The organism is Rhodococcus sp. 5G237 (assembly GCF_053764735.1).
In genome coordinates, this window is the sequence record NZ_JBSNCD010000006.1 from 458,080 (window position 1) to 484,291 (window position 26,212).

A 26,212-nucleotide genomic window follows, 5' to 3' on the forward strand; every position below is an offset into this window, starting at 1 on the left:
GTCGACCTTCGGCTCACGACGCAGCGGACAACTCGGCCGGAGCGAGCGGCGGCTGCCGATCGAACCACGGCCGGGCCTGTTCGAGTTCGCCGGCGAGCGCGAGAAGCACGCCCTCCCCACCGAGCGGGCCGACGAACTGCACCCCGAGCGGCAGACCGGACGCCGTCCAGTGCAACGGCACCGAGATCGCCGGTCGTCCGGTGATATTGGCCAGCTGCGTGTAGGGGGTGCGACCCAGATTGTCGTCCACCACCCGGTCGATGAAACCGGCCCGGGTCGCGATCCATGCGGTGCGGGTCCGCAGGAGCGCCTCGCCGGCGCGCCGCATCCAGCGGGGCGTGTCGAGTTCGCCGATGCGCGAGGGCGGGAAGGCGAGTGTCGGCGTGAGCAGCAGATCGTAGCGTTCGTGGAATTGCGCGAGACCGCTCGCGTACTCGGCCCAGCGGGCGTGGGCCGCAATGTAGTCCGACGCCGAGGTCGACTTGCCCACGGCGGCGATGATGCGGGTGTCGAACTCGAAGTCCTCCGGTCGTGCCCCGGTGAGGCGGCAGGCCTCGGCGACCTCCGCGGCGGCCGTGGCGAACCACATCGTGAGGAAGTCCTCGGCGAGACGCCGTTCGTCGATACCCGTCGAGGCGGGTTCGACGTGATGGCCGAGTTCCTCGAGCACCGCGACGGCAGCATCGACCGCGGCCTCCGCCTCCGGGTCGACCGGCGTCCCGATCGGTGACGCGGTCTCGTATCCGATCCGCAACCGCTTCGGCGCCGAGCGCGCGGCCTCCGCGTACGACTGCGCACGCTCGACGAGATACGGCCCACCCGCATACGGACCCGCCATGACGTCGAGGAAGGCAGCGGCGTCGCGCACCGTCCGGCAGATCACCCCGTTGGTGGCCGCCCCGTGCAGCGGTTCCCCGCCGCGCATACCGGTGGGCACGAGTCCGCGACCGGGCTTGAGCCCGAGGAGCCCGCAGCAGGCGGCGGGAATGCGGATGGAGCCGCCTCCGTCGCTCGCTCCGGCGGCCGGGACGACCCCGGCCGCGACCGCGGCAGCGGAACCACCCGACGACCCGCCCGGCGTCACCGACGGATCCCACGGGTTGCGGGTGGTCCCGAAGGCCTCGGGTTCGGTGATGCCCTTCGCCCCGAACTCGGGGGTGTTGGTCTTGGCGAACGGGACCAGGCCCGCTCCGAGCCACCGGTCGACGATCACCGAGTTCTCGTCCATCGGCAGGTCCGCGAGGACGCGGGAACCGCAGGAGGTCGGCTCACCGGCCAGATCCTGCCCCAGATCCTTGAGCAGGAACGGCACCCCGGCGAACGGACCGTCGAGCGGTTCGCGTGCCCGGACACGGGCCTTGTCGTCGAGCCTGCGGACGACGGTGTTCAGTGTCGGTTCGACCGTGTCGAGCCGCGCGATCGCGGTCTCGAGCAGTTCGCTCGCCGACACCTGCCCCGTCGCGACGAGTTCGGCGAGGCCGGTCGCGTCGTGACTCCGATACTCCGAGTACTCCATTGCTGTCCCCCGACAGTGTCCGGCCCGCGTCGCTACTGGTGCACGTCCGCGGGCGTGTCTCCCGACTTCTTCCGTGCGATATCGGCGAGCGCCGCCTCCCGGGCGGCACGCTCGGCAGCGGCGCTCTCCCACGCCACCTTACGGTTCTTCACGACCTTGGCGGGCGAACCCACCGCGATACTGAAATCGGGGATGTCGCCCTTGACGACGGCGTGCGCTCCGAGCACCGAACCGCGGCCGACCCGGGTGCCGCGGAGCACGGTGACCTTCGCGGCGATCCAGGTGTCCGGACCGATCCGGACGGGGCTCTTCACGATGCCCTGGTCCTTGATCGGGTAGGTGACGTCCTCGGTGCGGTGGTCGAAATCGCAGATGTAGCACCAGTCGGCAACCAGCGTCGACGCGCCGATCTCGATGTCGAGATAGGTGTTGACGACGTTGTCCTTGCCGAAGACGACCTTGTCGCCGATCCGGAGCGAACCCTCGTGGCAGCGGATGGCGTTGCCGTCGCCGATGTGGACCCAGCGGCCGATCTCGAGGCGCGACAGTTCGGGCGTCGCGTGGATCTCGACGTTTCTGCCCAGGAAGACCATGCCGCGCAGCACCACGTGCGGATTGGCCAGCCGGAACTTCGCCAGGCGGTAGTACCGGACCAGGTACCAGGGCGTGTACGCCTTGTTGTCCAGCACCCACTTCAGAGAGGACAGCGTCAGGAATCGTGCCTGTTCGGGATCCCTGCGACGGGACCCGCGCCACCTCGCCGTCAGAGGTGCACCCCACATGCTCGTCATAGGGGCAGCCTACGGTCCGCCTCGTTCGCGGCTCACGACCCCCGGCCCGATACGCTGACACGTCGAATCGTTCGCCTGTGGAGGAGTTGAGTGATGCGGGGTGTCCTGCGGACCGCGGTCCCGGCGCTGACGGTGGTCTTCGCGCTGAGCGCGTGCGGCGGTGGGGCCGGCACCGACGACGTGTTGTCGAGCGGTGGCTGGCCGGGACGGCACTCCGATGCCCGCAACAGCAACACCGCGACCGCCGAAAGTGTCGACGACCTCGCGCCCGGCTGGACGCGTCCGCTGGGCGGCCCGGTCGGCTCCCCCGCCGGCATCGCGGCCAACGGCCAGGTCTCGGTGGCGGCCGCGACGGAGGCCGGATGCAATCTGTTCTCCTTCCAGATGGACACGGGCCGCAAGCGCTGGTGCACGCGGCTCGCCCCGGCCGTCACGACGATCACGCCCGTCTCCGACGGGGTCGCGAACATCTACGTCGGTGAGGACGGCGGACTGCTGTCGTTCAACGAGCACGGCCAGCGTCGCTGGCGCATTCCCGTGAGCGGCAGCCCCCGCAGCGCACAGTTCACCTCCGACGGAAGTCTGTTGGTGGTCACGCATTTCGGTCAGGTCAACGTCGTCGACCCGCAGACGGGACACCTCGAGGCACCGCTGTTCGATCTCGTGCCGGTGCCGACCGTCGAGGACGGGCAGAACCTGCCTCGACTCGCGAGCGATCACGGCCTCCCTGCCTGCTTCGGTGGCTCGGAGGACTGCCCGGTCGCCACCACCCCGGCCGTCGACACCGCCACCGACCGCGTCTTCGTCACCGTGTGGCGTCCGGGTGCGGACAGGTCCGCGCTCGTGGCGCTGCGCTACACGGCCGGTGACGACGCCGTGGTGTCCGAGGAGTGGTCGGTACCCGACCTCCCCGGAGGTGCGGTGACGAGTCCGGTTCTGTCTGCGGACGGTTCGACCGTCTACGTCCACGACGGTGAAGGTGCCCTGTGGGCGCTCGACGCCGAGACGGGCGAAGCGCGATGGACCCACGAGACCGGCCGTCCCACGGCGCTCGGTCCCGCCGTCACCGAGGACGGACTGCTGCTCCTTGCGTCGGCCGACGGCAGCGCCCCGCTGACCGCGCTGCGCGACGCCGGCGACAGCGTCGAGGTCGAGTGGGAGCGGACGGACGTGACTCCGTACGGTGCGCCGGCGGTGACCGCCGACGGCCGGGCCTATGTGGTCGTCGACGGCGATCGGGGTCTCGCAGCGGCGGTGCTCGATCTCGCGGACGGCGCGACGCTCGAGGAGGAACCGCTCGATCCCTCCACCGGATTGCCGGTCGGCACCGGCGTCGGCCCGGGCGGAGAGTTCGTGATCACGACCCTCGACGGCGACGTAGTGGTGCTGCGCGAACCGCAGTCCGTGTGAGGACAGCCGCCCGGGTGAGGGCGGTCAGCGCGACGGCGTGCAGACGAAGGCTTCCGGCGTCCGGCCGATGCGGGTGAGCACCACGCTGAGCGATGCCGACCCGCGCAGCTTCAGGCGCGGACGCAACACCGCCGGGTCGACGTCGACGCCCCGCACGAGGATCTCGACCGCGCCGCAATCGTGGCGGACGAGTGCCTGACGGAGCGTCTTCTCGCTGTACTTGAGACGCTCGACGATCCGGAAACCCCGTACTCCGTCGGGCAGGCTGTCGCCGGTGAGATAGGCGATCCGCGGGTCGAGTTGCCACAGTCCGTGGGCTGCGGCGTAGTGGCGGACGAGACCGGCACGCACGATCGCACCGTCCGGGTCGACGATCCACTCCCCCGGCTCCCGTTCCGGGATGTCGTCGTCCGCGGCGTCGGTGATCTCGAAACCGGTTCCGTCCGAACGCAGTACCGCAGCCCGTCGGCGCACACCGGGAGTGCTCAGTCCCGGCGAGTACAGGCACGCTTCGCGGACTCCGCCGTCGAGCGAGACGACCTCGACCTCACCGGCCCAGTCGAGCGAATCGAAATCCAGTCCCGGTGCGCACTTCACGGCGAGATCGCGGCCCGCGTAGGCGTCGAGGAGGTCGGGCAGCGGTGGCTGCAACGCCGCCGGATCGTGAGTTCGTCGCCCGCCCGAACGGCGTGCGGGATCGGCGATGACCGTGGTGCCCCGCGTGACCGGACGCAGGGCGTCGGCACGCAGGAGGTACGCCCCGGGGACGTTGTGCGCGGCCATCGCCAGACGCACGTCGTCGAGATCGCTGCCGATCACGGTCTCGGCGACCCCGACGAGTTCGGTGAGTTCGGCGCCGATCGAACACGTCACGTCGTGCACTGTGCGGCCGCGCAACCGTCGAGCGCGGTGGGCGGCGACGCGCGTGGGCGTCGACTGCTGCAGAGCGTCGTCGGTGAGCACCCACCCTGCGCCGGCGGCGATCTTCGCCTGCGCCTTGCGCCGCAGAATGACGGTTTCGACGAGCATTCCGGCACGATCACCGAAACGCGTACGCGCCCAGCCGATGTCGGCAAGACGCGTACGCGTCGACAGTTCCCGGTCGGCGACGCTCGCGAGAGCGTCGCGGCCGCCGTCCGACGTCAGGTACTCGACGTCGGCGAGGGTGAAGTCGTAGCCCAACTACTTGCCGGGCTTCACACCGGTGATCATGACGTTGTAGAAGAAGCTGCGGGGCACGACGTGCTTGAGGATGTTCTCGTCGACCCAGCTCAGCGTCTTCCAGCCACCGAAGGCGAACTTCGCCCAGTTCCAGCCCAACTTCTCCTGCGGGACGGCGGCCTCGAAGGTGCGCACCGGCCAGCCGAGCAGGGCCGCGGCGAACTCCTCGCTCGATGCCTCGACCTCGACGGCTCCGGCCGAGGAGGCCAGCTTCTCGAGATCGGAAGGATCGAAGGTGTGCAGATCGACGACGGCCTCGAGGGCGGCCGCCCGGGAGGACTCGTCGAGCTCGGTCTGCGGACGACGCCAGTCGCGCAGGAAGGGCAGCTTGGTGATGTTGGTGGTGGCCTCCCACGTGACCCGGCCGAGCATGCGGGCGTAGAAGTTGCCGATCGTGCTGGGCTCACCGGCGAAGACGAACCGGCCGCCGGGCTTGAGCACGCGCAGCACCTCGCGCAGCGACTGCTCGACGTCCGGGATGTGGTGCAGCACGGCATGTCCGACCACGAGGTCGAAGGTGTCGTCGTCGTACGGAATGGTCTCGGCGTCGGCGACGCGGCCGTCGACGTCGAGCCCGAGGTTCTCGGCGTTGCGCAGCGCGACCTTCACCATGCCGGGCGACAGGTCGGTCACCGAACCGGTCTTCGCGACCCCGCCCTGCATGAGGTTGAGGAGGAAGAAACCCGTGCCGCAGCCGAGTTCGAGTGCGCGCTCGTAGGGCAGCGGCTGATCGCCGGCCGCGGCGACGAACCGGCCCTTGGCGTAGTCGATGCACCGCTCGTCGTACGAGATGGACCACTTCTCGTCGTACGTCTCGGCTTCCCAGTCGTGGTAGAGCACCTGGGCGAGCTTGGTGTCCTCGAGCGCGGCTGCGACCTCTTCGGCAGTGGCGTGCGGATTCGGCGCGGGGTCGACCCCGTCGGTCCTGCTGGCAGTCATGCGGTGATCCTACTCATCGGTAAGCTGTGGACAAGTGCAGGTGCCGGTCGGCATCACTCACCGACGAACTTCGCCTTGCCCGGCCCGTTCTCGATGAACGATTCGAGGCCGATGGTGCGGTCCTTCGTGGCGAACAGCGCGGCGAAGACGTGCTGTTCGATCTTCAGACCCGTATCCAGATCGGTGTCGAGGCCCTGGTCGATCGCGGCCTTCGCAGCGGCGAGCGCGCGCGAGGCGGCACCGGTGAACTGCCCGGCCCAGCGACGCGCAGCCTCGTAGACGTCGTCGGGGGCGACGACCTCGTCGACCAGACCGATCGACAGCGCTTCGTCGGCGCCGACGAAACGACCGGTGAAGACGAGATCCTTCGCCTTCGCCGGGCCGACGAGCCGAGCCAGTCGCTGGGTGCCACCGCCACCGGGGATGATGCCCAGCAGGATCTCGGGCGTGCCGAGCTTGACGTTGTCGCCGACGATGCGCCGGTCGGCGCCGAGGGCGAGTTCGAGGCCACCGCCGAGGGCGTAACCGGTGATCGCGGCGACGGTGGGCTTGGGGATGTCGGCGATCGACCCGAGGGCCGACTGCAGGTCGTCGACGATCTCGCTCATCTGCACGTAGCTCAGGTCGGCCATCTCCTTGATGTCGGCGCCGGCCGCGAACACCTTCTCGCCGCCGTAGACGATCACCGACTTCACGTCGGATCGGACGGTCGCCTCGCGCGCAGCGGCCCGGATCTCCTCTTGGAGCTGCCGGTTCAATGCGTTCATCGGGGGGCGGTCGAGACGGATGGTGCCGATGCCGTCGGAGACGTCGAGGGTCACGAATTCAGCCATGGTCCTCAGCCTAGATGTCGGAGCGCTGGGCCCATGGATGAGTACCGACCTCGTAGTAGCCCTCGTCGCCGTCGAACGCGATGTGGACCGCACCGTCTCGGCGGCTCATGATCGGCAGGATCGGCTCGATGACCGGGTCCGCCGCCATGAGGTCGGCGACCGTGGCGAAGCCGGACAGGATCGACAACTGACTCCACGTGGGCGGGAGCAGGATGCACCGGCCCGACCGCCAGTCGGCGAGGGCCTCCTCCGCGGTCTGCCACTGCACCAGATCGGTCTCGCTGGTGTTGCCGTCGGCCCGCTGTCCTTCCGGTACCGCAGCGACGAAGAAGCGCGTGTCGTAGCGGCGCCGCTCCCCCAGCGGGGTGATCCAGTTCGCCTGGGGACGCAGCAGGTCGGCGCGCAGCACCAACTGTTCCTTCTCCAGGAAGTCGCCGAAGGACAGCTCGCGCGCTTCGAGCAGACGACGCGCCTCGGCATAGTCACCGGTGTCGGCCACGACCGAATCCGCGGTGGGGCCGGCGAGCAGCACGCCGCACTCCTCGAAGGTCTCGCGCACGGCCGCGAGCACCAGCGCGCGTGCCTGCGCCTCGCCGATACCGAACCGCTCGGCCCACCAGGTCACGTCCGGGCCGGTCCACCGCACCTCGGCGTCGGTGTCGGAGGGGTCGACACCGCCGCCGGGGAAGACGGTCATGCCGCCGGCGAAGTCCATGCCGACGACACGACGCTGCAGGAACACCTCGACGCCGCGCGCGGAGTCCCGCACGAGCATCACGGTGGACGCGTCGCGGATGGGCACCGCGGTGGGATCGAAGGTGGATGCCGAGCGATCGTTGGACATGGCCTCAACCTAACCGATCGGTCCCGGCACCACCGACCCGGAGTTACCTGCGGTGCCGACCTGCCTGGCGGGTGCGGCGGGCGAAGAACCGGTCGTCGACCTTGTCGAGCGAGATGGACTGGCTGAACGCCGCGCTGAGGTTCTCGGCGGTGATCACATCGTCGAGCAGGCCCTGGGCGACCACACCACCCTCCTTCAGGAGCAGGGCGTGCGTGAAGCCCGGCGGGATCTCCTCCACGTGATGGGTGACGAGCACGATCGCGGGGGCATCCGGGTCGGCCGCGAGCGTGCCGAGCCGGGCCACGAGTTCCTCGCGACCGCCGAGGTCCAGACCGGCCGCGGGCTCGTCGAGCAGGAGCAGTTCGGGATCGGTCATGAGCGCCCGGGCGATGAGCGCACGCTTGCGTTCGCCTTCCGACAACGTCCCGTACAGGCGGTCGGCGAGATGTTCCGCGCCGAGACTCTCGAGCATTTCCACCGCGCGGCTCGTGTCGATGTCGTCGTACTGCTCGCGCCACCGGCCCAGAACGCCGTAGCCCGCGGAGAGCACGAGATCGGTGACCTTCTCGTCGTTCGGCACCCGGTTGGCCAGGGCCGCGGAGGACAATCCGATCCGGGGTCGCAGTTCGGACAGATCCGTCCTTCCGAACGTCTCCGCGAGGACGTGCGCGGTGCCGGAAGTGGGGAACGTCTCGGCCGCCGCGATCCGCAGCAGCGAGGTCTTTCCTGCCCCGTTGGGTCCGAGAACCACCCAACGTTCGTCGAGTTCCACCTTCCAGGTCACGGGACCGACGAGGACGTTTCCGCCGCGTCGGACCACTACGTCGTCGAATTCGATGAGCAAATCGGGATCAGGTTGTGCCACGCGGACCATCTTCTCTTACGCCCGAGCCCGAAACGCGGCAGGATCGGTTCCCGTGTCGTCCTCCGCATCCGAATCTGCTGTCGTGTCCGGCTCGGTCGCGCTCCCCGACCGGGCCGCCTTCCCACTCGGCCCCACCCCGGTCGACGGTGGGACACGCTTCGCCGTCCACGCCCCGCACAGCGACCGCGTCCAGGTCTGCCTCGTCGACGACGACGGGAGCGAACACCGCGTGGACCTGCCCGACCGCACCTACGGGGTCTGGCACGGGGTGGTCCCCGGCGTCGGCGCCGGACAACGGTACGGCTACCGCGCCTACGGGCCGTGGCAACCGCAGTGGGGGCTGCGCACCAACCCGCACAAGATCCTGCTCGACCCGTGGTCCCGCCGGATCGTCGGCGACGTCGGTGATCCGGACCGGCTGATCCCCCACCAGGGCGACCCGTTCGGTGCGATGTCGAGCACCGACTCGCTCGGCCACACACCTCTGTCGGTGGTGACCCCCGTCCTGACACCCATGCACGACAAACCCCGCGTGCCGTGGGAGAACACCGTCGTCTACGAACTGCACGTCGGTTCGTACACGGCTCGTCATCCGCTCGTGCCGCCGGAGCTGCGCGGCACCTATCTCGGGCTCGCCCACCGGTCGGTGATCGACCATCTGGTGGGGCTGGGGGTGACGACCGTCGAACTGCTGCCCGTGCAGGCCTTCGTGACCGAGCCGTCGGTGCGTGCGCGGGGGATGCGCAACCACTGGGGCTACTCGACCGCCTCGTACTTCGCGCCGCACCCCGCCTACGCCGTCACTGCGGGCAACGAGATCGCCGAGTTCCGGACGATGGTCGACGCCTTCCACAGCGCCGGGCTCGAGGTGCTGCTCGACGTCGTCTACAACCACACGTGCGAAGCATCGGTCGACGGTCCGAGTCTGTCCTGGCGCGGTCTCGACGCACCCGGCTACTACCTGCTCGACCCGCACGGGCGGGATGTCGACCTGACCGGGTGCGGCAACACCCTCGACGCGTCCTCACCGATCGTCGTGCGGATAGTGTGCGACAGCCTGCGGTACTGGGCGGACGTGATGGGGGTGGACGGTTTCCGCTTCGATCTCGCCAGTGCGCTGGCCCGTCCGCGCGGTGGGGCGTTCGATCCGCGGGCGGCGCTGCTCACCGCGATCGTCACCGATCCCGTCCTCTGCGACGTCAAGCTCGTCGCCGAACCGTGGGACGCGACCGCGCACGGTTACCAGCTCGGGAACTTCGGGGCGCAATGGGCCGAATGGAACGACCGCTACCGCGACACCGTGCGCCGCTACTGGGCGGGACGCTCCGGGATCCGCGAGATGGCATCGCGGCTCACCGGTTCGGAGGACCTCTACGACCGGAACATCCGGCAGCCGTGGATGTCGGTCAACTTCGTCACCGCCCACGACGGTTTCACCCTCGCCGACGCGGTCTCGTACGAGCGCAAGCACAACGACGAGAACGGTGAGGAGGGCAGGGACGGGTCGAACAACAACGAGTCGGTGAACCACGGAGTCGAAGGGCCGACCGACGATCCGGAGATCCTCGCCGCCCGCGACCGGCACATTCGAGCGATGCTCGCGACGCTGCTGTTGTCGACGGGCACACCGATGTTGCTCGCCGGCGACGAGTTCGGGCACACGCAGAACGGCAACAACAACGCCTACTGCGTCCCCGAGGACGTCCCCGTCCGCGACGCCTGGCCGCTGGACTGGGCGGACTCCGACCGTGCGCGAACGGATTACGTTCGCGAACTGCTCCGCCTGCGCAAGCGCGTCCCGGTGCTGCGGCAGCGACGCTTCTTCGAGGGCCGCGCCCGGTCCGTGGGCTATCCCGATCTGGTGTGGTTCGGCATCGAGGGGATCGAACTCGACGAGAATGCGTGGCACGACGACAGTCGCCGCACGCTGCAGGGCTGGGTCGACGGCTCGCAACTCGGCACCGTGACCCGCACCGGCGTCACTCTCGAGGACAGCAGTGGCCTGTTCGTTCTGCATTCGGGCGACGCCGCCGCAGTGACCCTCGCCGGACCCGAGTGGTATCGCGGCGACATCGTGTGTGTCTTCGATTCGAGTGCCCCCGACGGCAGACCCGCGGACACCTCCCCGATGCGGGTGGGCAGTTCGTACCCGGTCGACGGTCCGACGGTGTTGATCTTCCGGATCGCGGACGACGAACCCTTCGAGCGCGAATGATTCACGGCGCGGCCGGATTCCGCGTGCGTGTTCCCGCTCCCGACGAGGCCGAGGCGATCGCGCGCGTCCGGAACGTCACGTGGCGCGCCACCTACGGCCACCTGCTTCCCGCGTCGTTCTACGACCACCACGCGTTCGAACAGAACGCGGCGTTGTGGCGGTCGATCCTCCGACGCCGTCCGCAGACCCTGCGCGTGCGCGTCGCGGAAATCGAAGGCGGGATCGTCGGGTTCGCGTCGGCGGGCGACCCCATCGGCGACGATGCTCCCGTTCGCGCGCTCCAGCTCCACACCCTGTACGTGCTGCCCGAGCACCACGGATGCGGTGCGGGACAGGCACTGTTCGACGCGGTCGTGGGCGCGGAACCGGCGCAGCTGTGGGTGGCCGAGGACAACCCTCGCGCCCACACCTTCTACCGGCGCAACGGCTTCCGGCCCGACGGGGCCGAGATGGTCCTTCCCGGCACGACGCTGGTCGAGGTCAGGCTCGTGCGTTGACCGTACCCGGCACTGCGATCACGGTGATCGAACCCGGCGCCACCTCGGTGAAGCCCGCATCGCGGACCGCGACAGCCGTGCCCGCCTCCACGCGGGCGAGCAGCTCGCGCCAGGTGTCCTCGTCCGCATCGCGGACGGCACACGGGAATCCGTCGGTCGCCCAGGCGCGTGCGGTGTCGACGTCCAGTGCTCCGGCGAACAACATCGCGGCGTGGCCGACCTGCGCGGCCGCCTTGCCGACGGTCATCTCGAGGTCCTTCTGCACCCAGAGGATCGGAACGCCGTCCGCCGGTGGGAGCGGATCGTCGTGGGGCAGGTCGGTGCCACCGATCTGCAGGCGGGAGATACGCGGGTCCAGCTCCCCCACCGGGCCGGGCACGAACGCCCGGGCCTGGGCACCGGCGTGGTCGACGGTGACACCGTCGACGTCCTGCGCCGCACGCCAGTGCGCTCCACGGGCGCGGCGGGCGACCTTCCGGATCCGCGCGTCGTTCCACGCGAGGAAGGGCTCCTGCCACGGACCGGGTTCACCGTCCGGGCCGGGACCGACCCTCGGGTCGAAACACAGTGCCACCGTGGCCGTCGCGGCTGCCTCGAGCACCGCGCTGCGGGCAGGCGGATCGACCTTGGGGATGTGCAGCACGATCGGCATCGCCTGCACCTTCGCCGGATCGTCGGGGTCGGGTCGGTGCCCGTAGCCGCGGGTGAGTACGCCGTGGCGCTCGGCGAAACCAGGATCCGATGCCGGGTCGAAGACCCGATCGGATGCGGCCCCGAAGACCGGCTCGGGTGCCGCGTCCGCGAAGTCGGAGTGCAGCTCAGACACTGCCGTCGATCGGGACGCGCCGCAGGGTTCCGTCGACGCGGTCGGCCGCCTCGATCTCCTCGCGGGTGACACCGAGGACGAAGAGCACCGCATCGAGGTAGGGATACGACAGGGCGGTGTCGGCGACCTCGCGCAGGGCCGGCTTGGCGTTGAATGCCACGCCGAGGCCCGCGGCCGACAGCATGTCGATGTCGTTGGCACCGTCGCCGACCGCGACGGTCTGCTCGACCGGAACGCCCGCCTCGTCGGCGAACTCGCGGAGGGCGCGTGCCTTGGCGGCGCGGTCGACGATGTCGCCGACCACTCGTCCGGTGAGCGTGCCGTCGACGATCTCGAGCGTGTTGGCGCGGACGAAGTCGAGCTCGAGTTCGTGTGCGAGCGGGTCGATGACCTGACGGAAGCCGCCCGAGACGACGCCGCAGCGGAAGCCGAGCCGGCGCAGCGTCCGGATCGTGGTGCGGGCACCGGGAGTGAGTTCGAGCTGCTCGGCAACTTCGTCGATGACGCTGGCCGGCAGACCCGCGAGGGTCGCGACGCGCTGTTCGAGGGACTGCGCGAAGTCGATCTCACCGCGCATCGCAGCCTCGGTGACCTCGCGGACCTTGTCCTCGACACCGGCGTGCGCGGCGAGCATCTCGATGACCTCGCCCTGGATGAGCGTGGAGTCGACGTCGAAGACGATCAGGCGCTTGGAACGACGGGCGAGACCGCCGCGCTCCACCGCGATGTCGACGTCGAGGCCCGCGGCGAGTTCGACGAGGGCGTGCCGCAGGGCGGCGTCGGCCTCGACGCTGGTGTCGGGCGCGGTGATCATCAGTTCGAGGCCGGTGAGCGGGTAGTCGGCGATGCCGCGGATCGAATCGATGTTCGCGCCCTGGGCCGCGAGGGTGCGGCCCACCGATCGCAGCGCCTTGGCACTGACCGGGCTGCCCAGCACGACGACCGCGTGGGTCGAGACGGTGCGGGCGCCGCGTTCGGCACCGATCTGGACGTCGGCGTGCATGCCGATGGTGGCCATCGCGGACTCGACCTCGTCCTGCATCGCTTCGACATCGGTCGGGCAGACGAGGAGGACACCGAGCGTGAGCCGGCCGCGGATCACGACCTGTTCCACATCGAGGAGGTCGACGTCGTGCCGTGTCAGCGCTGCGAAGAGCACCGAGGTCACGCCGGGATGGTCAGGTCCGGTCACGGTCACCAGCACCGTGCTGTCAGACGCCACTACGTCTCCGATCGCTTGTCTGTCGAGGTACACACGGACGCACGCGCGTACCGGCTCGCTCGTTCATTGTTGCAGGTCGAACCGTCGCTCCCGTTCGCGGGTCCGGACCCACGGAAAGGCCGAAGCCCCACCCGGGGAACGGGTGGGGCTTCGGTCGATCGTCGATCTGCGCTCAGGCGCGCGGATGGTCGCCGGGGGTACGGTCGGCACCCTCGAGGACGTTGACGTTGTGCTTGTCGCTGCCGGGGCCGACGTGCGCCTCGGCTCGCATCTTCTCGACCATGTGCGGGTAGTGCAGCTCGAAGGCGGGACGCTCCGAGCGGATCCGCGGCAGCTCGGTGAAGTTGTGCCGCGGGGGCGGGCAGCTGGTGGCCCACTCGAGCGAGTTGCCGTAGCCCCACGGGTCGTCGACCGTGACGACCTGGCCGTAGCGGTAGCTCTTGAAGACGTTCCACAGGAACGGCAGCGTCGAGGCACCGAGCACGAACGCACCGATGGTGGAGATCGTGTTCAGGGTGGTGAAGCCGTCGGACGGCAGGTAGTCGGCGTAGCGACGCGGCATGCCCTCGTTACCGAGCCAGTGCTGCACCAGGAAGGTGGTGTGGAAGCCGATGAAGGTCAGCCAGAAGTGCCAGCGGCCGAGCTGCTCGTCGAGCATGCGTCCGGTCATCTTGGGGAACCAGAAGTAGATGCCGGCGTAGGTCGCGAACACGATGGTGCCGAAGAGCACGTAGTGGAAGTGCGCCACCACGAAGTACGAGTCGTGCAGGTGGAAGTCCAGCGGCGGGCTCGCGAGGATGACACCGGTCAGACCACCGAAGAGGAAGGTCACGATGAAGCCCACCGAGAACAGCATCGGCGATTCGAAGGTGATCTGGCCCTTCCACATCGTGCCGATCCAGTTGAAGAACTTCACACCGGTCGGGACGGCGATCAGGAAGGTCATGAACGAGAAGTACGGCAGCAGCACGGCGCCGGTGGCGTACATGTGGTGCGCCCACACGGCGATGGACAGCGCCGCGATGGCCATCGTGGCGTAGACCAGACCGGTGTAACCGAAGATCGGCTTGCGGGAGAAGACCGGGAAGATCTCCGAGACGATGCCGAAGAACGGCAGCGCGATGACGTACACCTCGGGGTGACCGAAGAACCAGAACAGGTGCTGCCACAGGAGCACACCACCGGTGGCCGGGTCGTAGATGTGGCCACCGAGGTGACGGTCGACGAACAGGCCCATGAAGGCGGCGGTCAGCAGCGGGAACACGAGCAGGATCAGCAGGCTGGTGATCAGGATGTTCCAGGTGAAGATCGGCATCCGGAACATGGTCATGCCCGGTGCACGCATGCACACCACGGTGGTGATGAAGTTGACGCCACCGAGGATGGTGCCCAGACCCATCACGCCGAGGCCGAGGATCCAGAAGTCGGCACCGACACCCGGGGAGTGGATCTCACTGGTGAGCGGCGTGTACGCCGTCCAACCGAAGTCCGCGGCACCGCCGGGGGTGACGAAGCCGAGCATGACGATCGTTGCGCCGAACAGGTACAGCCAGTAGCTGAAGGCGTTCAGGCGCGGGAAGGCGACGTCGGGGGCGCCGATCTGCAGCGGCAGGATGTAGTTCGCGAAGGCGAACACGACCGGCGTCGCGTACATCAGCAGCATGATCGTGCCGTGCATGGTGAACAGCTGGTTGAACTGCTCGTTCGACAGGAACTGCAGGCCGGGGACCGCGAGCTCGGTGCGCATCAGCAGGGCCATCAGGCCGCCGATGAGGAAGAAGGCGAACGAGGTGACCATGTACATGATCCCCAACATCTTGGGATCTGTGGTCGTGATCATCTTGTAGATGAACGAACCCTTGGGTCCCTGCCGCGGCGGGTACGGCCTTGCTGCAGCTATCTCTGGGACTGGCTGGGGCGCTACGGCAGTCACTAATCCTCCTGAATGCGCGCTCGACCTCGGGCTGGAGGCGAACGGTCTCTGGCTTGCGCTCATCGAATCGTAGACCCTGCCCGAAACGGTCGCCCTCCGGGTCCTACTCACTGTCGTACTCGACTCGCGAGGCTACCTGGAGCGGAGCCGACAACCACAATCGGAGCCTGTGCTGCACTTCACACGCAGGGACGACAACAGGTGACCTCACCACACGCGAACAGCCCGGGTTAGGGTGCACTTCCCCCCGTATGACAGAAGGACGACCCGTGCCCGTTCTCTCCTCCCGCCCCGTCCGGTTCGCGGCAGCACTGCTGACCGCCGGACTGCTCGTCGCCGGCTGCAGTTCGGCCGACACCTCCGACGACGCGTCCACCGACACCGCGTCCGACCCGGCCGCCGGCTTCCCCCGGACGGTCGAACACTTCCGCGGTTCCACCACGATCGAGAGTGAGCCGACCCGCATCGTCGCGCTCGACACGAGCTACTCCGACGCCGTGCTCCTCCTCGAGGCACCTCTCGTCGGGTACGTCGACTACCGCACCGACGAGTTCCCCGACTATCTCGGCGACTCGCGGCAGTACGCGACCGACGCCGTGTCCGTCGGCAAGACCGCGGATGTGAGCCTCGAACAGGTGGCCGCGCTCGAACCCGACCTCATCCTCTCGGCGGAGGTGCGCGACGGAGAGAACTACGAGGAACTGTCCGCCATCGCCCCGACCGTCTTCTCCCAGTCGACCGGACCGACGTGGAAGGACAACATCCGTCTCGTCGCGCAGGCCATCGGCAAGGAGGACCTCGCCGAGCAGAAGATCTCCGAGTACGAGGAGCGCGCCGCGGCCATCGGTGCGGACATCAACGAAAAGGCCGGCAACCCGACGATCTCGATCGTGCGCTTCGCCGGTGAACCGACGGCCAGGCTGTACCGCACCACCTCGTTCAGCGGCATCGTGCTCGAGGACGCCGGTCTCGCCCGCCCCGCGAGCCAGGGTCCCGATCCGTCGGATCCGTCGAGCATCATGAATGCCATCAGCCCCGAACTGATCACCGAGGCCGAGGCGGACGTCATCTTCGTCACCACCTACGACCTCGGCGACGGCAAGGCGCAGGCGGCGGCCGAACCCTTCGTCACCAATCCGCTGTGGGAGAACCTGCAGGGACGGAAGGTCGAGGTCGACGACAGCGTGTGGATGATGCCGGTGAGCATCCAGGGTGCGCACCGCATCCTCGACGACCTCGCGGACACCTTCGGCGTCGACCGTCACACGACCGGATAGCCTGAGCCGTCCGATCCGAGCAGCGTCCTACAGGAGTTGGTCCGACGTGTTTTCCGTGCACCGGTCACGAGCAGTGCTCGTCGCAGCCGTCGCTGCGGTGACGACAGCCCTGGCCGGATGCTCCACACCTCCCGACGACGACGCATCGGAGATCGTGCGCACCACGACCCGCATCGCCGGTGCGTCGGTCGTGGGCATCGACCGGGACACGTCGACCGCGTGCGCACTCCCCTCCCCGCTCGATCCGGGACAGCCCACCACCGGCACCCGACCGGTCCTGCACACCGCAGGCCGGTCGGATGTGCCTGCCGACCCGCAGCGGATCGTCGTCCTCGACCCCGCGGCGCTCGACGCGGTGTGCGCCCTGGGCCTGTGGGAGCGCGTCGTGGGAGCGAGCGCCGAGGTCACCGGCCGGCCGGAATATCTCGGCTACGGGATCGGCGAACTCCCGCCCGTGGGTGCCGCGGGCAACCCGGATGTCGCGGCGATCGAACGCGCGCAGCCGGATGTGATCCTCGGCTCCTCCACCGCCCCGGACGTCTACGCCTCCCTCAGCGGCATCGCACCCACCGTGCTGGTCGGGTCCGATCCGGTCTTCTGGAGGGAACAGTTCGTGCGGGTCGGTGAGGCGCTCGGGCGCACGGAGGCCGCACGTCGCGTGCTCGACGACTACGCGACGGCTGCGCGCGATCTGGGCCGCGAGCTCGTGTCGTCCCAGACACAGGCGTCGATCGTCCGGTTCACGGCCGACGGCCCCAGGGTGGAGGGCACCGCGTCGTTCGCGGGACAGGTGCTGGGCGACGTCGGCGCTGCCCGGCCCCCGGCCCAGCGGTTCGCGGTGATCGACGGACAACCGTGGCAGGCCGTCGACACGGAGGACCCGGCCCCGGCGGACGGCGATGTGATCTTCGTCCGCTTCGCCGGTGAGGACGGGCTCGAAGCCGGCAAGGACTACATGCAGACCGACGAGTGGCTCGACCTCGGGGCCGTGCGCGACAACCGTCTGTTCTCCGTGACCGACGACGTGTGGTCGACCCCCGGACCGGTCGCCGCGCGGGCGATCCTCACCGACCTGACGTACACCCTCAACGGATATTCGAACTGATCGCCGGCTCGACCGGCGGCAGCACGCCTGCCGGTATAGAAACGAGGGCGTGCCGATACCCGATTTCGTCGTCCAGCTCCGCTCACACGTAGGAACCGCTCCCCTGTGGCTGCCGGGGGTGAGCGCGATCGTCACGGACGACGACGACCGCGTCCTGCTCACCCGCCGCGCCGACAACGGCATGTGGGCCGTGGTATCCGGCATCCTCGAACCCGGTGAGGAGCCCGCCGTCGCCGCGGTTCGGGAGGTGCTCGAGGAAACGGGTGTCGCCGCCGAGATCGTGCGGCTGACGAGCGTCGACGTCACGGCACCGATCACCTATCCCAACGGCGACGTCGCGCAGTACCTCGACGTGTGTTTCCTGCTCCGCGCGACCGGCGGGGACGCACGCGTCGCCGACGACGAGAACCTCGAGGTGGCGTGGTTCGCGCCGGACGACCTTCCCGAGCCCCTCACCGAGACGTCGCGTCTGCGGCTCGGGAAGGCCCTCGCCGGTCGTGCGGAGGCGTGGTTCCGTCAGTAGGCGGTGTTGATCGGAGCGGGGCTCCACAGACCGCTGCGCGTGACCGTGGCGGTGTCGAGCTCCGCGGTCTCCGTCGACGGATCGATCGGTGTGTACTGCTCGATCGCTCCCCAGTCGCGGTCCCAGTCGTGATCGAGATACGACGGGATCGTGCGGGCCCGCAACAACTGGTCGGTCCAGCCGAGAGGACCGCCACCGTTGTGGTCCTGCCACAGATCCGTGGAGATGGCACCGATCCGGTCCGGCAGGATCCGGTACTCGGGGATCTCGGCAATGCCGTTGCGGTGCACCATCTGCCGCTGGCACGGGAAGTTGAGACCGACAGCCCAGTCCAGCAGGACCGGTGTGTCGCTCCCGACGACCTGCTGCAGGGTCTGCGTCTGCGGCACACGCGGCGGGGTGAACGCCAGCCACTGTTCGGGCGCGAGGTCGTTGTCGGAGGCGACGATCCGCACCGCGTCGGCCTCGCCCGGCAGTGTGTCCATCGGGACACGCAGATTCCTCCACGAGGGCGACGGACCGATGTCGATCGGCAACGCCCGTCCCAGCGCGGTCACGCTGCCGTCGGCCGCGGTGGTCCCGTATTCGAGTTCGAGTCGCTGACCGTAGGTTTCGGTACCGTCGGCGTCGACGGAGAAGATCCGGCCGGCCGCGGCGATGGTGACGAGATCCCCGCGCGATCCGGTCGCGTCGGGCTCGGGCAGCCGGAACCAGGCGCTCGTGACGTCGCCGAGCGACGATCCGTGGCTGCCCAGCACCGGTGTGGTCGCCGGATCGAGGCCGAACGGCAATGCGACGGTGCTGCCGTTGATTCCGACTCTGCCGGTACCGCCGCCGGTGCCACCGGTACCGCCGGTCGAGGTCTGGTCGTCGTTCGTGTCGACGGTGTTGGCGGTGCCGGCCGAGGCCGAGTCGTCGTCCGGGGTCAGATCGAGCGCGACACCGCCCGGCGTGAACCCGTCCCCTCCCCCGGCATCGAGAGCGGAGGCCGCGTCGGCGCCGATGGGGGTGAGCAACGAGGCATTCGGGTTCGTTTCGAGCAACACGTCGTTCGCGAGTGCGCACGAGTTGCCGGTGAGCGTGTCGACGTTGGACCGTGCCACCGAATAACCCGGGTACTGCGAGATCGCGCCCTTGGCCAGTGACAGCACCTCGAACAGCACCATCGCTGCGGCGGCGACGGTCAACGGCGGCGCCGCCCACAACCGCGACGGGGTGTCGGTGCGGGTGGACGCGACGGGGTGGATGTGCCACCACGCGGCGAGCAGCAACGCGACGACGGTCACGGCGAAGAAGACGGTGGAGAAACCGAATCCGGCGACCGACGGCGGCTTGTCCCACCACGGAACCCCGTAGCTCGAGACGTACCACCAGCCGTTGGGGCCGATGAACGACATAGTCACCACGAACGACACCGCCGCGGCGAACAGGGCGCGGTTGCGTCGCGAACGCAGCACCGCGGGCCCGGTGGCCACGGCGGCGAGCATCGCCACCGCGGCGGCCAGACCGGCGTAGATACCGAAGTGGTGGGTCCACTTGGTGGGCGCGAACATCATCAGCACCAGCGCCCCGAGGGTGATGCCGACGATGCGGCGGGACGGCCCCTGCGCGGTGCCGGGGATGTGCCCACCGCGGCGCAGCATCGCCACGATCGCCACCGCCAGGCACAGCACCAGGGTGAAGACCGCGAACCTGCGGGCCAGCGAGCCGTCCACGGTGATCTGCAGCAGGTACTGGTAGCGCAGATACTCCTGGAACCACGGCACGTTCGGGCCGACGCCGTGCACGTGCTGCATCTCCAGCACCGCCGCGAGGGTCTGGTCGGCGAAGACCGGCACCAGGATCACCAGTCCGGCCGCGATCATCGGCACGAGAACCGGCAGCCATCCCAGGGTCTGCGCACGCCGATGGAGGATGCGGGCGATCGGGCGGGCACCGGCGATCAGCGCGGCGAAACAGATGATGCCCGACGGTCCCGCGGTCACGGTGAGCGCGGCGACGAGGATCGCGGCCGCCGCGGGCAGCAGACGCCGGGTGGCGATCGCGCGTTCGACCGAGCACCAGGTGAGCACCACGCCCGTCGCGACGATCGGTTCGGGGCGCAGTCCGTTGTTGAGCGGCAGCCAGAACGCCAGGAAGACCAGCGCCCCGGTCCACAGCGGAAGCCCGTTGCGGCGTAGCGCGACGCCGAGCCGTGGAGCGACCTCGCGGCTGAGCACCCACCAGCACAGGATTCCGGCGGTCAGTGCCGGTAACCGCATCCAGATGCTCGCCGTCGAGACCTGGGTCATCAGGGCCAGAACGTCGTAGAAGGGGGTGCCGAAGGGTGCTTCGGGCACACCGAACCACCGGAAGTAGTTCGCCATGTACCCGGCCTCGCCCGCGGCACGGGCCATCCCGAGCTGGTAACCGTCGTCGGCGGTGTTCGCCCCGATGACGTGCCAGACGAGCAACGTTCCGACGACCAGCGCATCGATGCGGGTGAACGACCACCACGACGCCGGCAACAGGCGGCGGTGGCGACGACCGTCGGCGCGGTCGAACCGGGCCAGTGTCCACAGCGCGAGTGCCGTGGCCACCACCGCGACGATCATCGCGACGATCTTCAGCACCGTCGGCGACGTCGTGAAGCGGGTGTCGACGGTCGCGGTGACCGAGACGCCGTCGAGTGCGGGACCGGGCAGGTCGGTGAAGATGCCGACCAGCTGGGGTCGCAGGTCGCGGTCGAAGGTCCGCTCCCCCGACGCCGCGGCCGAGCCGGTGATCGCCGCGACGGTGCGTTCGGAGTTCGAGGACAGGGTGACCGAGCAGTCCCCGGACAGGTCGTCCACCGGTGCCGAGGCGAGCAACGTGTTGCGGGAGATGACCTCGAACATCGCCGGCCCGTCGTCACCGGCCGCCCGGACACGGGCGATCAGCCCGTAGCGCTCGCGGTCGGGGGCTCCTGCGGGAAGTGTGGAGAAGACGGTGCCGCCGTCCGGCAGCGCGTCGCGCACGGACCGGCACTCGATCGTGGCGTCGAGGTCGACCGGTGCGTAGGACACCAGCGGCGCCGAGATGCCGGCATTGCTCTCGCTCTGCGGCCAGTCGATGGTCGCAGTGGTCTGCGTCACGGGCAGGAACGGCATCGCGATGGATGCGGCAATCCCCACGACGGCGACGAGCACCGCCCACAGACGGGTCCGCTGCTCGACCGCCCGCCCGCCCGACGGCGCGCGTTCGGTTGTCACCGGCCGAGGCGAGCCCGACGCTTCTCTTGTCTCGGTCACGAGGAGCGATGCTATCGGGGACGGGCCGGGCCGCGAAAAGCACGCGATCCCGCACACGGGCGCTGCTGCACCGGTGTGCGGGATCGATGCGTACAGCCCGCCGGGCTCAGAAGTCCCAGTCGTCGTCTTCCGTGACGACGGCCTTGCCGATCACGTAGGAGCTGCCGGAGCCCGAGAAGAAGTCGTGGTTCTCGTCGGCGTTCGGCGACAGCGCCGACAGGATGGCCGGGTTGACGTCCGTCTCGTCCTTCGGGAACAGCGCCTCGTAACCGAGGTTCATCAGCGCCTTGTTCGCGTTGTAGCGCAGGAACTTCTTGACGTCCTCGGTGAGCCCCACCCGGTCGTAGAGGTCGGCCGTGTAGTGGGTCTCGTTGTCGTACAGCTCGAAGAGCAGTTCGAAGACCCAGTCCTTGAGTTCGTCGCGCTCGGCCTGCGTGATCGTCTCGAGGCCGCGCTGGTACTTGTAGCCGATGTAGTAGCCGTGGACGGCCTCGTCACGGATGATCAGGCGGATCATGTCGGCGGTGTTGGTGAGCTTGGCCCGCGACGACCAGTACATCGGCAGGTAGAAGCCCGAGTAGAACAGGAACGACTCGAGCAGTGTCGAGGCGGCCTTGCGCTTGAGCGGGTCGTCGCCCTTGTAGTAGTCGAGGATGATCTGCGCCTTGCGCTGCAGGTGCTCGTTCTCCTCCGACCACCGGAAGGCGTCGTCGATCTGCCGGCTCGAGCACAGCGTCGAGAAGATCTGCGAGTAGCTCTTCGCGTGCACCGACTCCATGAACGCGATGTTCGTCAGCACCGCTTCCTCGTGCGGGGTGACCGCATCGGGAATGAGTGAGACCGCACCGACCGTGCCCTGGATGGTGTCGAGCAGCGTCAGGCCCGTGAAGACCCGCATCGTCAGTTCCTGCTCGTACTCGGTGAGCGTGCCCCACGACTGGATGTCGTTGGAGACGGGCACCTTCTCCGGGAGCCAGAAATTGCCGGTGAGACGATCCCAGACCTCGGCGTCCTTGTCGTCGGGGACGCGGTTCCAGTTGATCGCGGAGACGCGATCGATGAGCTTTACGCGTGTGCCGTCGGCTGGCGAATGCGCACGGGGTGCGGAAGTAGTCATTTACCTTTCCCTGTTGGCTCAACTTGCTCACTGTGGCGTAGCCAATCGACCGCGCCATCCGAACGAAAGCCGGGATTCATGCAGCATCCGGCTCGACGTAGTAGTACTACGGATAGTAGCCCCACAGGCAAGTATTCCGCGAATCTTGCAGCGAAAGTCGTTGCCAGTAATGCCATTCGAGTTCGCCAACGGTTTTCGGGGTTGAGACAGGAGTAGGTGGAGGATGGGAGCACCCCATCCTCCACCTACGGGTTACATCAGACGCGCTGGGTGACCGTCCCGTGTGGGTCGTCGCCACCCTTACGCTTGGTCACGAACCGGCCGGTCACAGCCGACCTCGTAACCGAACGCTGGTTCGACGTGCCACTTCCGACCGCTTCGTTGATGGTTCTCGAAGGCCATCTGGCGGCGGAAGCCTTACTGACAAATCGACCACTTATTGCGCTTCGGTTGACTCGTCGAGTCATACCGACCACCTCCTGAGGTGGTTACGCCTCGACTGAGCCCCGGGACGCTTCCCAGGTTCAACTCGTGTACGCTCAACTTCTGGATATGCAGTCTCGCGCGCCGAGGCTATGAGGGGTTCGACTGTTGGAGCAGTCGAACCCCTCACTTCTTTCTCACCGCCGATCTGGCGGCGAAATCCTTCGCCTCACAGCATGCAGGAGACGCAGTTCTCCACCTCGGTGCCCTCGAGCGCCATCTGCCGCAGGCGGATGTAGTACAGGGTCTTGATTCCCTTGCGCCACGCGTAGATCTGGGCCTTGTTCACGTCGCGGGTGGTGACGGTGTCCTTGAAGAACAGCGTCAGCGACAGCCCCTGGTCGACGTGCTGCGTCGCGGCAGCGTAGGTGTCGATGATCTTCTCGTAGCCGATCTCGTAGGCATCCTGGAAGTACTCGAGATTCTCGTTCGTCATGTAGGGCGCCGGGTAGTAGACACGCCCGATCTTGCCCTCCTTGCGGATCTCGATCTTCGACGCGACCGGGTGGATCGAGCTCGTCGAGTGGTTGATGTACGAGATCGAACCGGTGGGCGGAACCGCCTGCAGGTTCTGGTTGTAGATGCCGTGCTTCTGCACGGACTCCTTCAGCTCGCGCCAGTCCTGCTGCGTGGGGATCGCGATGTTCGACTCGGTGAACAGCTGACGGACCCGCTCGGTGGCCGGCTCCCACACCTGATCGGTGTACTTGTCGAAGAACTCACCCGAGGCGTACTTCGACTCCGGGAAGCCCTTGAAGTACGAGCCGCGCTCGATCGCGATCTTGTTCGACGCACGCAGGGCGTGGAACAGCACGGTGTAGAAGTAGATGTTCGTGAAGTCGACGCCTTCTTCGGACCCGTAGAAGATGTGCTCGCGGGCGAGGAAGCCGTGCAGGTTCATCTGGCCGAGGCCGATGGCGTGGGATTCGTTGTTGCCCCGCTCGATCGACGGCACCGACGAGATCGTCGTCTGGTCGGAGACGGCCGTCAGGCCGCGGATGGCGACCTCGATGGTCTGCGCGAAGTCGGGCGAGTCCATCGTCTTCGCGATGTTCAGCGAGCCGAGGTTGCACGAGATGTCCTTGCCCACATGGCTGTAGGACAGGTCGTCGTTGAACTCAGAGGGGGTCGAGACCTGCAGGATCTCCGAGCACAGGTTCGAGTGCGTGATCTTTCCGGCGATCGGGTTGGCCCGGTTCACCGTGTCCTCGAACATGACATAGGGGTAGCCCGACTCGAACTGCAACTCGGCGACGGTCTGGAAGAACTCGCGCGCCTTGATCTTCGACTTGCGGATGCGTTTGTCGTCGACCATCTCGTAGTACTTCTCGGTGACATCGATGTCGGCGAAGGGCTTGCCGTAGACGCGCTCGACGTCGTACGGCGAGAACAGGTACATGTCCTCGTTCTTCTTCGCCAGCTCGAACGTGATGTCGGGGATGACGACGCCCAGCGAGAGGGTCTTGATGCGGATCTTCTCGTCGGCGTTCTCGCGCTTGGTGTCGAGGAAACGGTAGATGTCGGGGTGGTGCGCGTGCAGGTAGACCGCACCGGCACCCTGACGGGCACCGAGCTGGTTGGCGTAGGAGAAGGAGTCCTCGAGCAGCTTCATGATCGGGATGACGCCGGAGGACTGGTTCTCGATCTTCTTGATCGGGGCGCCGTGCTCACGAATGTTGCTGAGCAGCAGGGCGACACCGCCACCGCGCTTGGACAGCTGCAGTGCGGAGTTGATGGAGCGGCCGATCGACTCCATGTTGTCCTCGATGCGGAGCAGAAAGCACGAGACGGGCTCGCCGCGCTGCTTCTTGCCCGAGTTGAGGAAGGTCGGGGTGGCCGGCTGGAAACGACCGGAGATGATCTCGTCGACGAGGTGACGGGCGAGGATCTCGTCGCCGTCGGCCAGCGTCAGTGCGACCATGCACACGCGGTCCTCGAAGCGCTCGAGGTAACGCTTGCCGTCGAACGTCTTGAGCGTGTACGAGGTGTAGTACTTGAACGCACCGAGGAAGGTCGGGAACCGGAACTTCTTCGAATACGCATGGTCGAACAGCGATTTGACGAACGCACGCGAGTACTTCTCGAGCACCTCGGGCTCGTAGTAGTTCTCCTCGACGAGGTAGTCGAGCTTCTCGTCGAGGTTGTGGAAGAAGACCGTGTTCTGGTTGACGTGCTGCAGGAAGTACTGGCGGGCGGCGGCCACATCCTTGTCGAACTGGATCTCGCCGTTGGGGCCGTACAGATTCAACATCGCGTTGAGCGCGTGGTAGTCGAGATCCTTGATCGAATCGTCGAGGTGTGCGCTCGTGGCGGGAGCGGGATCGGTAATGGTCACAGTGCTGTCCCCACTTGTCGGAGTTAGGAAACGGCCGCGCAGTCACGTCCGCGACGCGCGTCGAATACGGATACGGATGTGGCTCAGGCGTTCTGGAGAACGGACTCCCAGAATCGGGCGAGACCGTCGCGGACACGCTCGACGTCGTCGGTCGTGCCCATCAACTCGAACCGGTACAGATACGGCACCTTGCACTTGCGCGAGACGATGTCTCCCGCGAAACAGTACGAGTCGCCGAAGTTGGTGTTACCCGCCGCGATGACACCGCGGATCAGGCCCCGATTGTGCTCGTTGTTGAGGAATCGGATGACCTGTTTGGGAACGTAGCGGGTATCACGGCCCGTGGCGGTCGTCCCGCCACCGTAGGTCGGCACGATCAGCACGTACGGATCGTGGACTTCGAAATTCCCCTCACGATCGTGCAGCGGGATACGGCTGGCCGGAATCCCGAGTTTCTGCACGAATCGGTGGGTGTTCTCGGATGTACTCGAGAAGTACACCAGCGATGTTCCCGGGATCGACCCCAGCGAAGCCATCGGTAGTCACCACTCTTCATTCGATTGCGAAGACCGGCCCGAGACGGACACGGAAGAACACGTCCGCCCGGAGACGACGACGATCGGGCCGCCGCGAACGCGGCCCGGGCTCAGGCAGCGACGGTGAGCGCCTTGATGCGGTCGGGGCGGAAGCCCGACCAGTGGTCGTCGCCGGCGACGACGACGGGCGCCTGGAGGTATCCCAGCGCCATGACGTAGTCGCGGGCCTCGGGGTTCTCACTGATGTCGACGACGTCGTACTCGATGCCGGCCTTGTCGAGGGCGCGGTAGGTGGCGGTGCACTGGACGCAGGCAGGCTTGGTGTAGACGGTGATGTTCATGAATGCCCCTTTTCCGACGGCCGTGGGCGGCCTGACGACTGACTGCTGTGCGTTACCCGGAAGCCCACTCATCCGTCCGATCCCGCTTCCCCGAGAGATCGTCGGCACTTGTGG

General features: G+C 67.8%; 21 protein-coding genes. 6 read left to right on the forward strand and 15 right to left on the reverse strand.

The annotated features are described in order from the left end of the window. Window positions 1-13 precede the first annotated feature (13 nt). Together ACWPOC_RS17060 and ACWPOC_RS17065 are read right to left on the reverse strand one after the other, a co-directional pair. The gene (locus ACWPOC_RS17060) at window positions 14-1,516 is read right to left on the reverse strand and encodes an amidase (protein WP_455408997.1); all 1,503 of its coding nucleotides are present in this window, start codon (window positions 1,514-1,516) and stop codon (window positions 14-16) included. 32 nt (window positions 1,517-1,548) lie between these two features. Then, the gene (locus tag ACWPOC_RS17065; RefSeq protein ID WP_277369892.1) at window positions 1,549-2,307 is read right to left on the reverse strand and encodes an acyltransferase; all 759 of its coding nucleotides are present in this window, start codon (window positions 2,305-2,307) and stop codon (window positions 1,549-1,551) included. A gap of 93 nt (window positions 2,308-2,400) precedes the next feature. Here ACWPOC_RS17065 and ACWPOC_RS17070 point away from each other — a divergent pair, with 93 nt between their 5' ends. Then, window positions 2,401-3,717 carry an outer membrane protein assembly factor BamB family protein gene (locus ACWPOC_RS17070; protein WP_455408998.1) on the forward strand — a complete coding sequence of 439 codons (1,317 nt, stop codon included), beginning with the start codon at window positions 2,401-2,403 and terminating at the stop codon, window positions 3,715-3,717. A 24-nt stretch (window positions 3,718-3,741) separates the two neighbouring features. On the opposite strand, the gene ACWPOC_RS17075 is transcribed toward ACWPOC_RS17070, so the two are convergent. The 5 genes from ACWPOC_RS17075 to ACWPOC_RS17095 are packed head-to-tail and all read right to left on the reverse strand — an operon-like array spanning window position 3,742 to window position 8,428. Next, complete coding sequence (locus ACWPOC_RS17075; RefSeq protein ID WP_455408999.1) at window positions 3,742-4,899, reverse strand: THUMP-like domain-containing protein; 1,158 nt, start codon at window positions 4,897-4,899, stop codon at window positions 3,742-3,744. After that, complete coding sequence (locus tag ACWPOC_RS17080) at window positions 4,900-5,877, reverse strand: class I SAM-dependent methyltransferase (RefSeq protein WP_120279776.1); 978 nt, start codon at window positions 5,875-5,877, stop codon at window positions 4,900-4,902. 53 nt (window positions 5,878-5,930) lie between these two features. Further along, window positions 5,931-6,710: an enoyl-CoA hydratase-related protein gene (locus ACWPOC_RS17085; RefSeq protein ID WP_120279777.1), complete on the reverse strand. Its 780-nt coding sequence runs from the start codon at window positions 6,708-6,710 to the stop codon at window positions 5,931-5,933. Window positions 6,711-6,720: 10 nt separating this feature from the next. Next, window positions 6,721-7,554, reverse strand: a complete 834-nt coding sequence (locus ACWPOC_RS17090) for an NUDIX hydrolase (RefSeq protein WP_455409000.1) — start codon at window positions 7,552-7,554, stop codon at window positions 6,721-6,723. A 43-nt stretch (window positions 7,555-7,597) separates the two neighbouring features. Next, on the reverse strand, window positions 7,598-8,428 hold the full coding sequence (locus tag ACWPOC_RS17095; RefSeq protein WP_120279779.1) for an ABC transporter ATP-binding protein: 831 nt from the start codon (window positions 8,426-8,428) through the stop codon (window positions 7,598-7,600). A gap of 73 nt (window positions 8,429-8,501) precedes the next feature. On the opposite strand from ACWPOC_RS17095, the gene glgX reads away from it, so the two are divergent. Beyond that, window positions 8,502-10,634, forward strand: coding sequence for a glycogen debranching protein GlgX (glgX, locus tag ACWPOC_RS17100; RefSeq protein WP_455409001.1), 2,133 nt, complete (start codon window positions 8,502-8,504; stop codon window positions 10,632-10,634). A gap of 23 nt (window positions 10,635-10,657) precedes the next feature. Then, window positions 10,658-11,131 (forward strand): GNAT family N-acetyltransferase, encoded by a 474-nt coding sequence (locus ACWPOC_RS17105; protein ID WP_120283501.1) that lies wholly within the window; start codon window positions 10,658-10,660, stop codon window positions 11,129-11,131. On the opposite strand, the gene ACWPOC_RS17110 is transcribed toward ACWPOC_RS17105, so the two are convergent. From ACWPOC_RS17110 to ctaD, 3 genes are all read right to left on the reverse strand, one after another. After that, complete coding sequence (locus ACWPOC_RS17110) at window positions 11,115-11,957, reverse strand: peptidyl-tRNA hydrolase (RefSeq protein WP_120279781.1); 843 nt, start codon at window positions 11,955-11,957, stop codon at window positions 11,115-11,117. The genes ACWPOC_RS17105 and ACWPOC_RS17110 overlap by 17 nt on opposite strands. After that, window positions 11,950-13,179, reverse strand: a complete 1,230-nt coding sequence (gene serB / locus ACWPOC_RS17115; protein WP_120279782.1) for a phosphoserine phosphatase SerB — start codon at window positions 13,177-13,179, stop codon at window positions 11,950-11,952. Before serB ends, ACWPOC_RS17110 begins: the two co-directional genes overlap by 8 nt. 172 nt (window positions 13,180-13,351) lie before the next feature. Continuing rightward, window positions 13,352-15,112 carry an aa3-type cytochrome oxidase subunit I gene (gene ctaD / locus ACWPOC_RS17120; protein ID WP_072740429.1) on the reverse strand — a complete coding sequence of 587 codons (1,761 nt, stop codon included), beginning with the start codon at window positions 15,110-15,112 and terminating at the stop codon, window positions 13,352-13,354. 269 nt (window positions 15,113-15,381) lie between these two features. Between ctaD and ACWPOC_RS17125 the strand changes: the two genes are divergently transcribed. Genes ACWPOC_RS17125 through ACWPOC_RS17135 form a run of 3 tightly spaced genes read left to right on the forward strand, consistent with a single transcriptional unit; the run spans window position 15,382 to window position 18,017 of the window. After that, window positions 15,382-16,389 (forward strand): iron-siderophore ABC transporter substrate-binding protein, encoded by a 1,008-nt coding sequence (locus tag ACWPOC_RS17125; protein ID WP_120279783.1) that lies wholly within the window; start codon window positions 15,382-15,384, stop codon window positions 16,387-16,389. A 46-nt stretch (window positions 16,390-16,435) separates the two neighbouring features. Beyond that, on the forward strand, window positions 16,436-17,494 hold the full coding sequence (locus tag ACWPOC_RS17130; protein ID WP_372473355.1) for an iron-siderophore ABC transporter substrate-binding protein: 1,059 nt from the start codon (window positions 16,436-16,438) through the stop codon (window positions 17,492-17,494). Between the two features lie 49 nt (window positions 17,495-17,543). Beyond that, complete coding sequence (locus tag ACWPOC_RS17135; RefSeq protein ID WP_159417938.1) at window positions 17,544-18,017, forward strand: NUDIX hydrolase; 474 nt, start codon at window positions 17,544-17,546, stop codon at window positions 18,015-18,017. On the opposite strand, the gene ACWPOC_RS17140 is transcribed toward ACWPOC_RS17135, so the two are convergent. From ACWPOC_RS17140 to ACWPOC_RS17160, 5 genes are all read right to left on the reverse strand, one after another. Further along, entirely contained in the window at window positions 18,011-21,247 is a 3,237-nt protein-coding gene (locus tag ACWPOC_RS17140; protein WP_455409002.1) for an arabinosyltransferase domain-containing protein, read from the reverse strand. The two genes, ACWPOC_RS17135 and ACWPOC_RS17140, sit on opposite strands and share 7 nt — an antisense overlap. Window positions 21,248-21,392: 145 nt before the next feature. After that, complete coding sequence (gene nrdF, locus ACWPOC_RS17145) at window positions 21,393-22,403, reverse strand: class 1b ribonucleoside-diphosphate reductase subunit beta (protein ID WP_120279786.1); 1,011 nt, start codon at window positions 22,401-22,403, stop codon at window positions 21,393-21,395. Window positions 22,404-23,055: 652 nt separating this feature from the next. After that, window positions 23,056-25,221 carry a class 1b ribonucleoside-diphosphate reductase subunit alpha gene (nrdE, locus tag ACWPOC_RS17150; RefSeq protein ID WP_120279788.1) on the reverse strand — a complete coding sequence of 722 codons (2,166 nt, stop codon included), beginning with the start codon at window positions 25,219-25,221 and terminating at the stop codon, window positions 23,056-23,058. A gap of 83 nt (window positions 25,222-25,304) precedes the next feature. Continuing rightward, window positions 25,305-25,757: a class Ib ribonucleoside-diphosphate reductase assembly flavoprotein NrdI gene (gene nrdI / locus ACWPOC_RS17155; protein ID WP_106199297.1), complete on the reverse strand. Its 453-nt coding sequence runs from the start codon at window positions 25,755-25,757 to the stop codon at window positions 25,305-25,307. 110 nt (window positions 25,758-25,867) lie between these two features. Beyond that, window positions 25,868-26,098, reverse strand: coding sequence for a redoxin NrdH (locus tag ACWPOC_RS17160; RefSeq protein ID WP_006550390.1), 231 nt, complete (start codon window positions 26,096-26,098; stop codon window positions 25,868-25,870). Between the last annotated feature and the right edge of the window lie 114 nt (window positions 26,099-26,212).

Bases quoted from the DNA above. Each gene is read 5' to 3' on its own strand.
- nrdI (WP_106199297.1), bottom strand. From the start codon at position 25,757: ATGGCTTCGCTGGGGTCGATCCCGGGAACATCGCTGGTGTACTTCTCG.
- ACWPOC_RS17095 (WP_120279779.1), bottom strand. From the start codon at position 8,428: ATGGTCCGCGTGGCACAACCTGATCCCGATTTGCTCATCGAATTCGAC.
- ACWPOC_RS17070 (WP_455408998.1), top strand. From the start codon at position 2,401: ATGCGGGGTGTCCTGCGGACCGCGGTCCCGGCGCTGACGGTGGTCTTC.
- nrdF (WP_120279786.1), bottom strand. From the start codon at position 22,403: ATGACTACTTCCGCACCCCGTGCGCATTCGCCAGCCGACGGCACACGC.
- ACWPOC_RS17060 (WP_455408997.1), bottom strand. From the start codon at position 1,516: ATGGAGTACTCGGAGTATCGGAGTCACGACGCGACCGGCCTCGCCGAA.
- ACWPOC_RS17080 (WP_120279776.1), bottom strand. From the start codon at position 5,877: ATGACTGCCAGCAGGACCGACGGGGTCGACCCCGCGCCGAATCCGCAC.
- ACWPOC_RS17090 (WP_455409000.1), bottom strand. From the start codon at position 7,554: ATGTCCAACGATCGCTCGGCATCCACCTTCGATCCCACCGCGGTGCCC.
- ACWPOC_RS17065 (WP_277369892.1), bottom strand. From the start codon at position 2,307: ATGACGAGCATGTGGGGTGCACCTCTGACGGCGAGGTGGCGCGGGTCC.
- ACWPOC_RS17160 (WP_006550390.1), bottom strand. From the start codon at position 26,098: ATGAACATCACCGTCTACACCAAGCCTGCCTGCGTCCAGTGCACCGCC.
- ACWPOC_RS17085 (WP_120279777.1), bottom strand. From the start codon at position 6,710: ATGGCTGAATTCGTGACCCTCGACGTCTCCGACGGCATCGGCACCATC.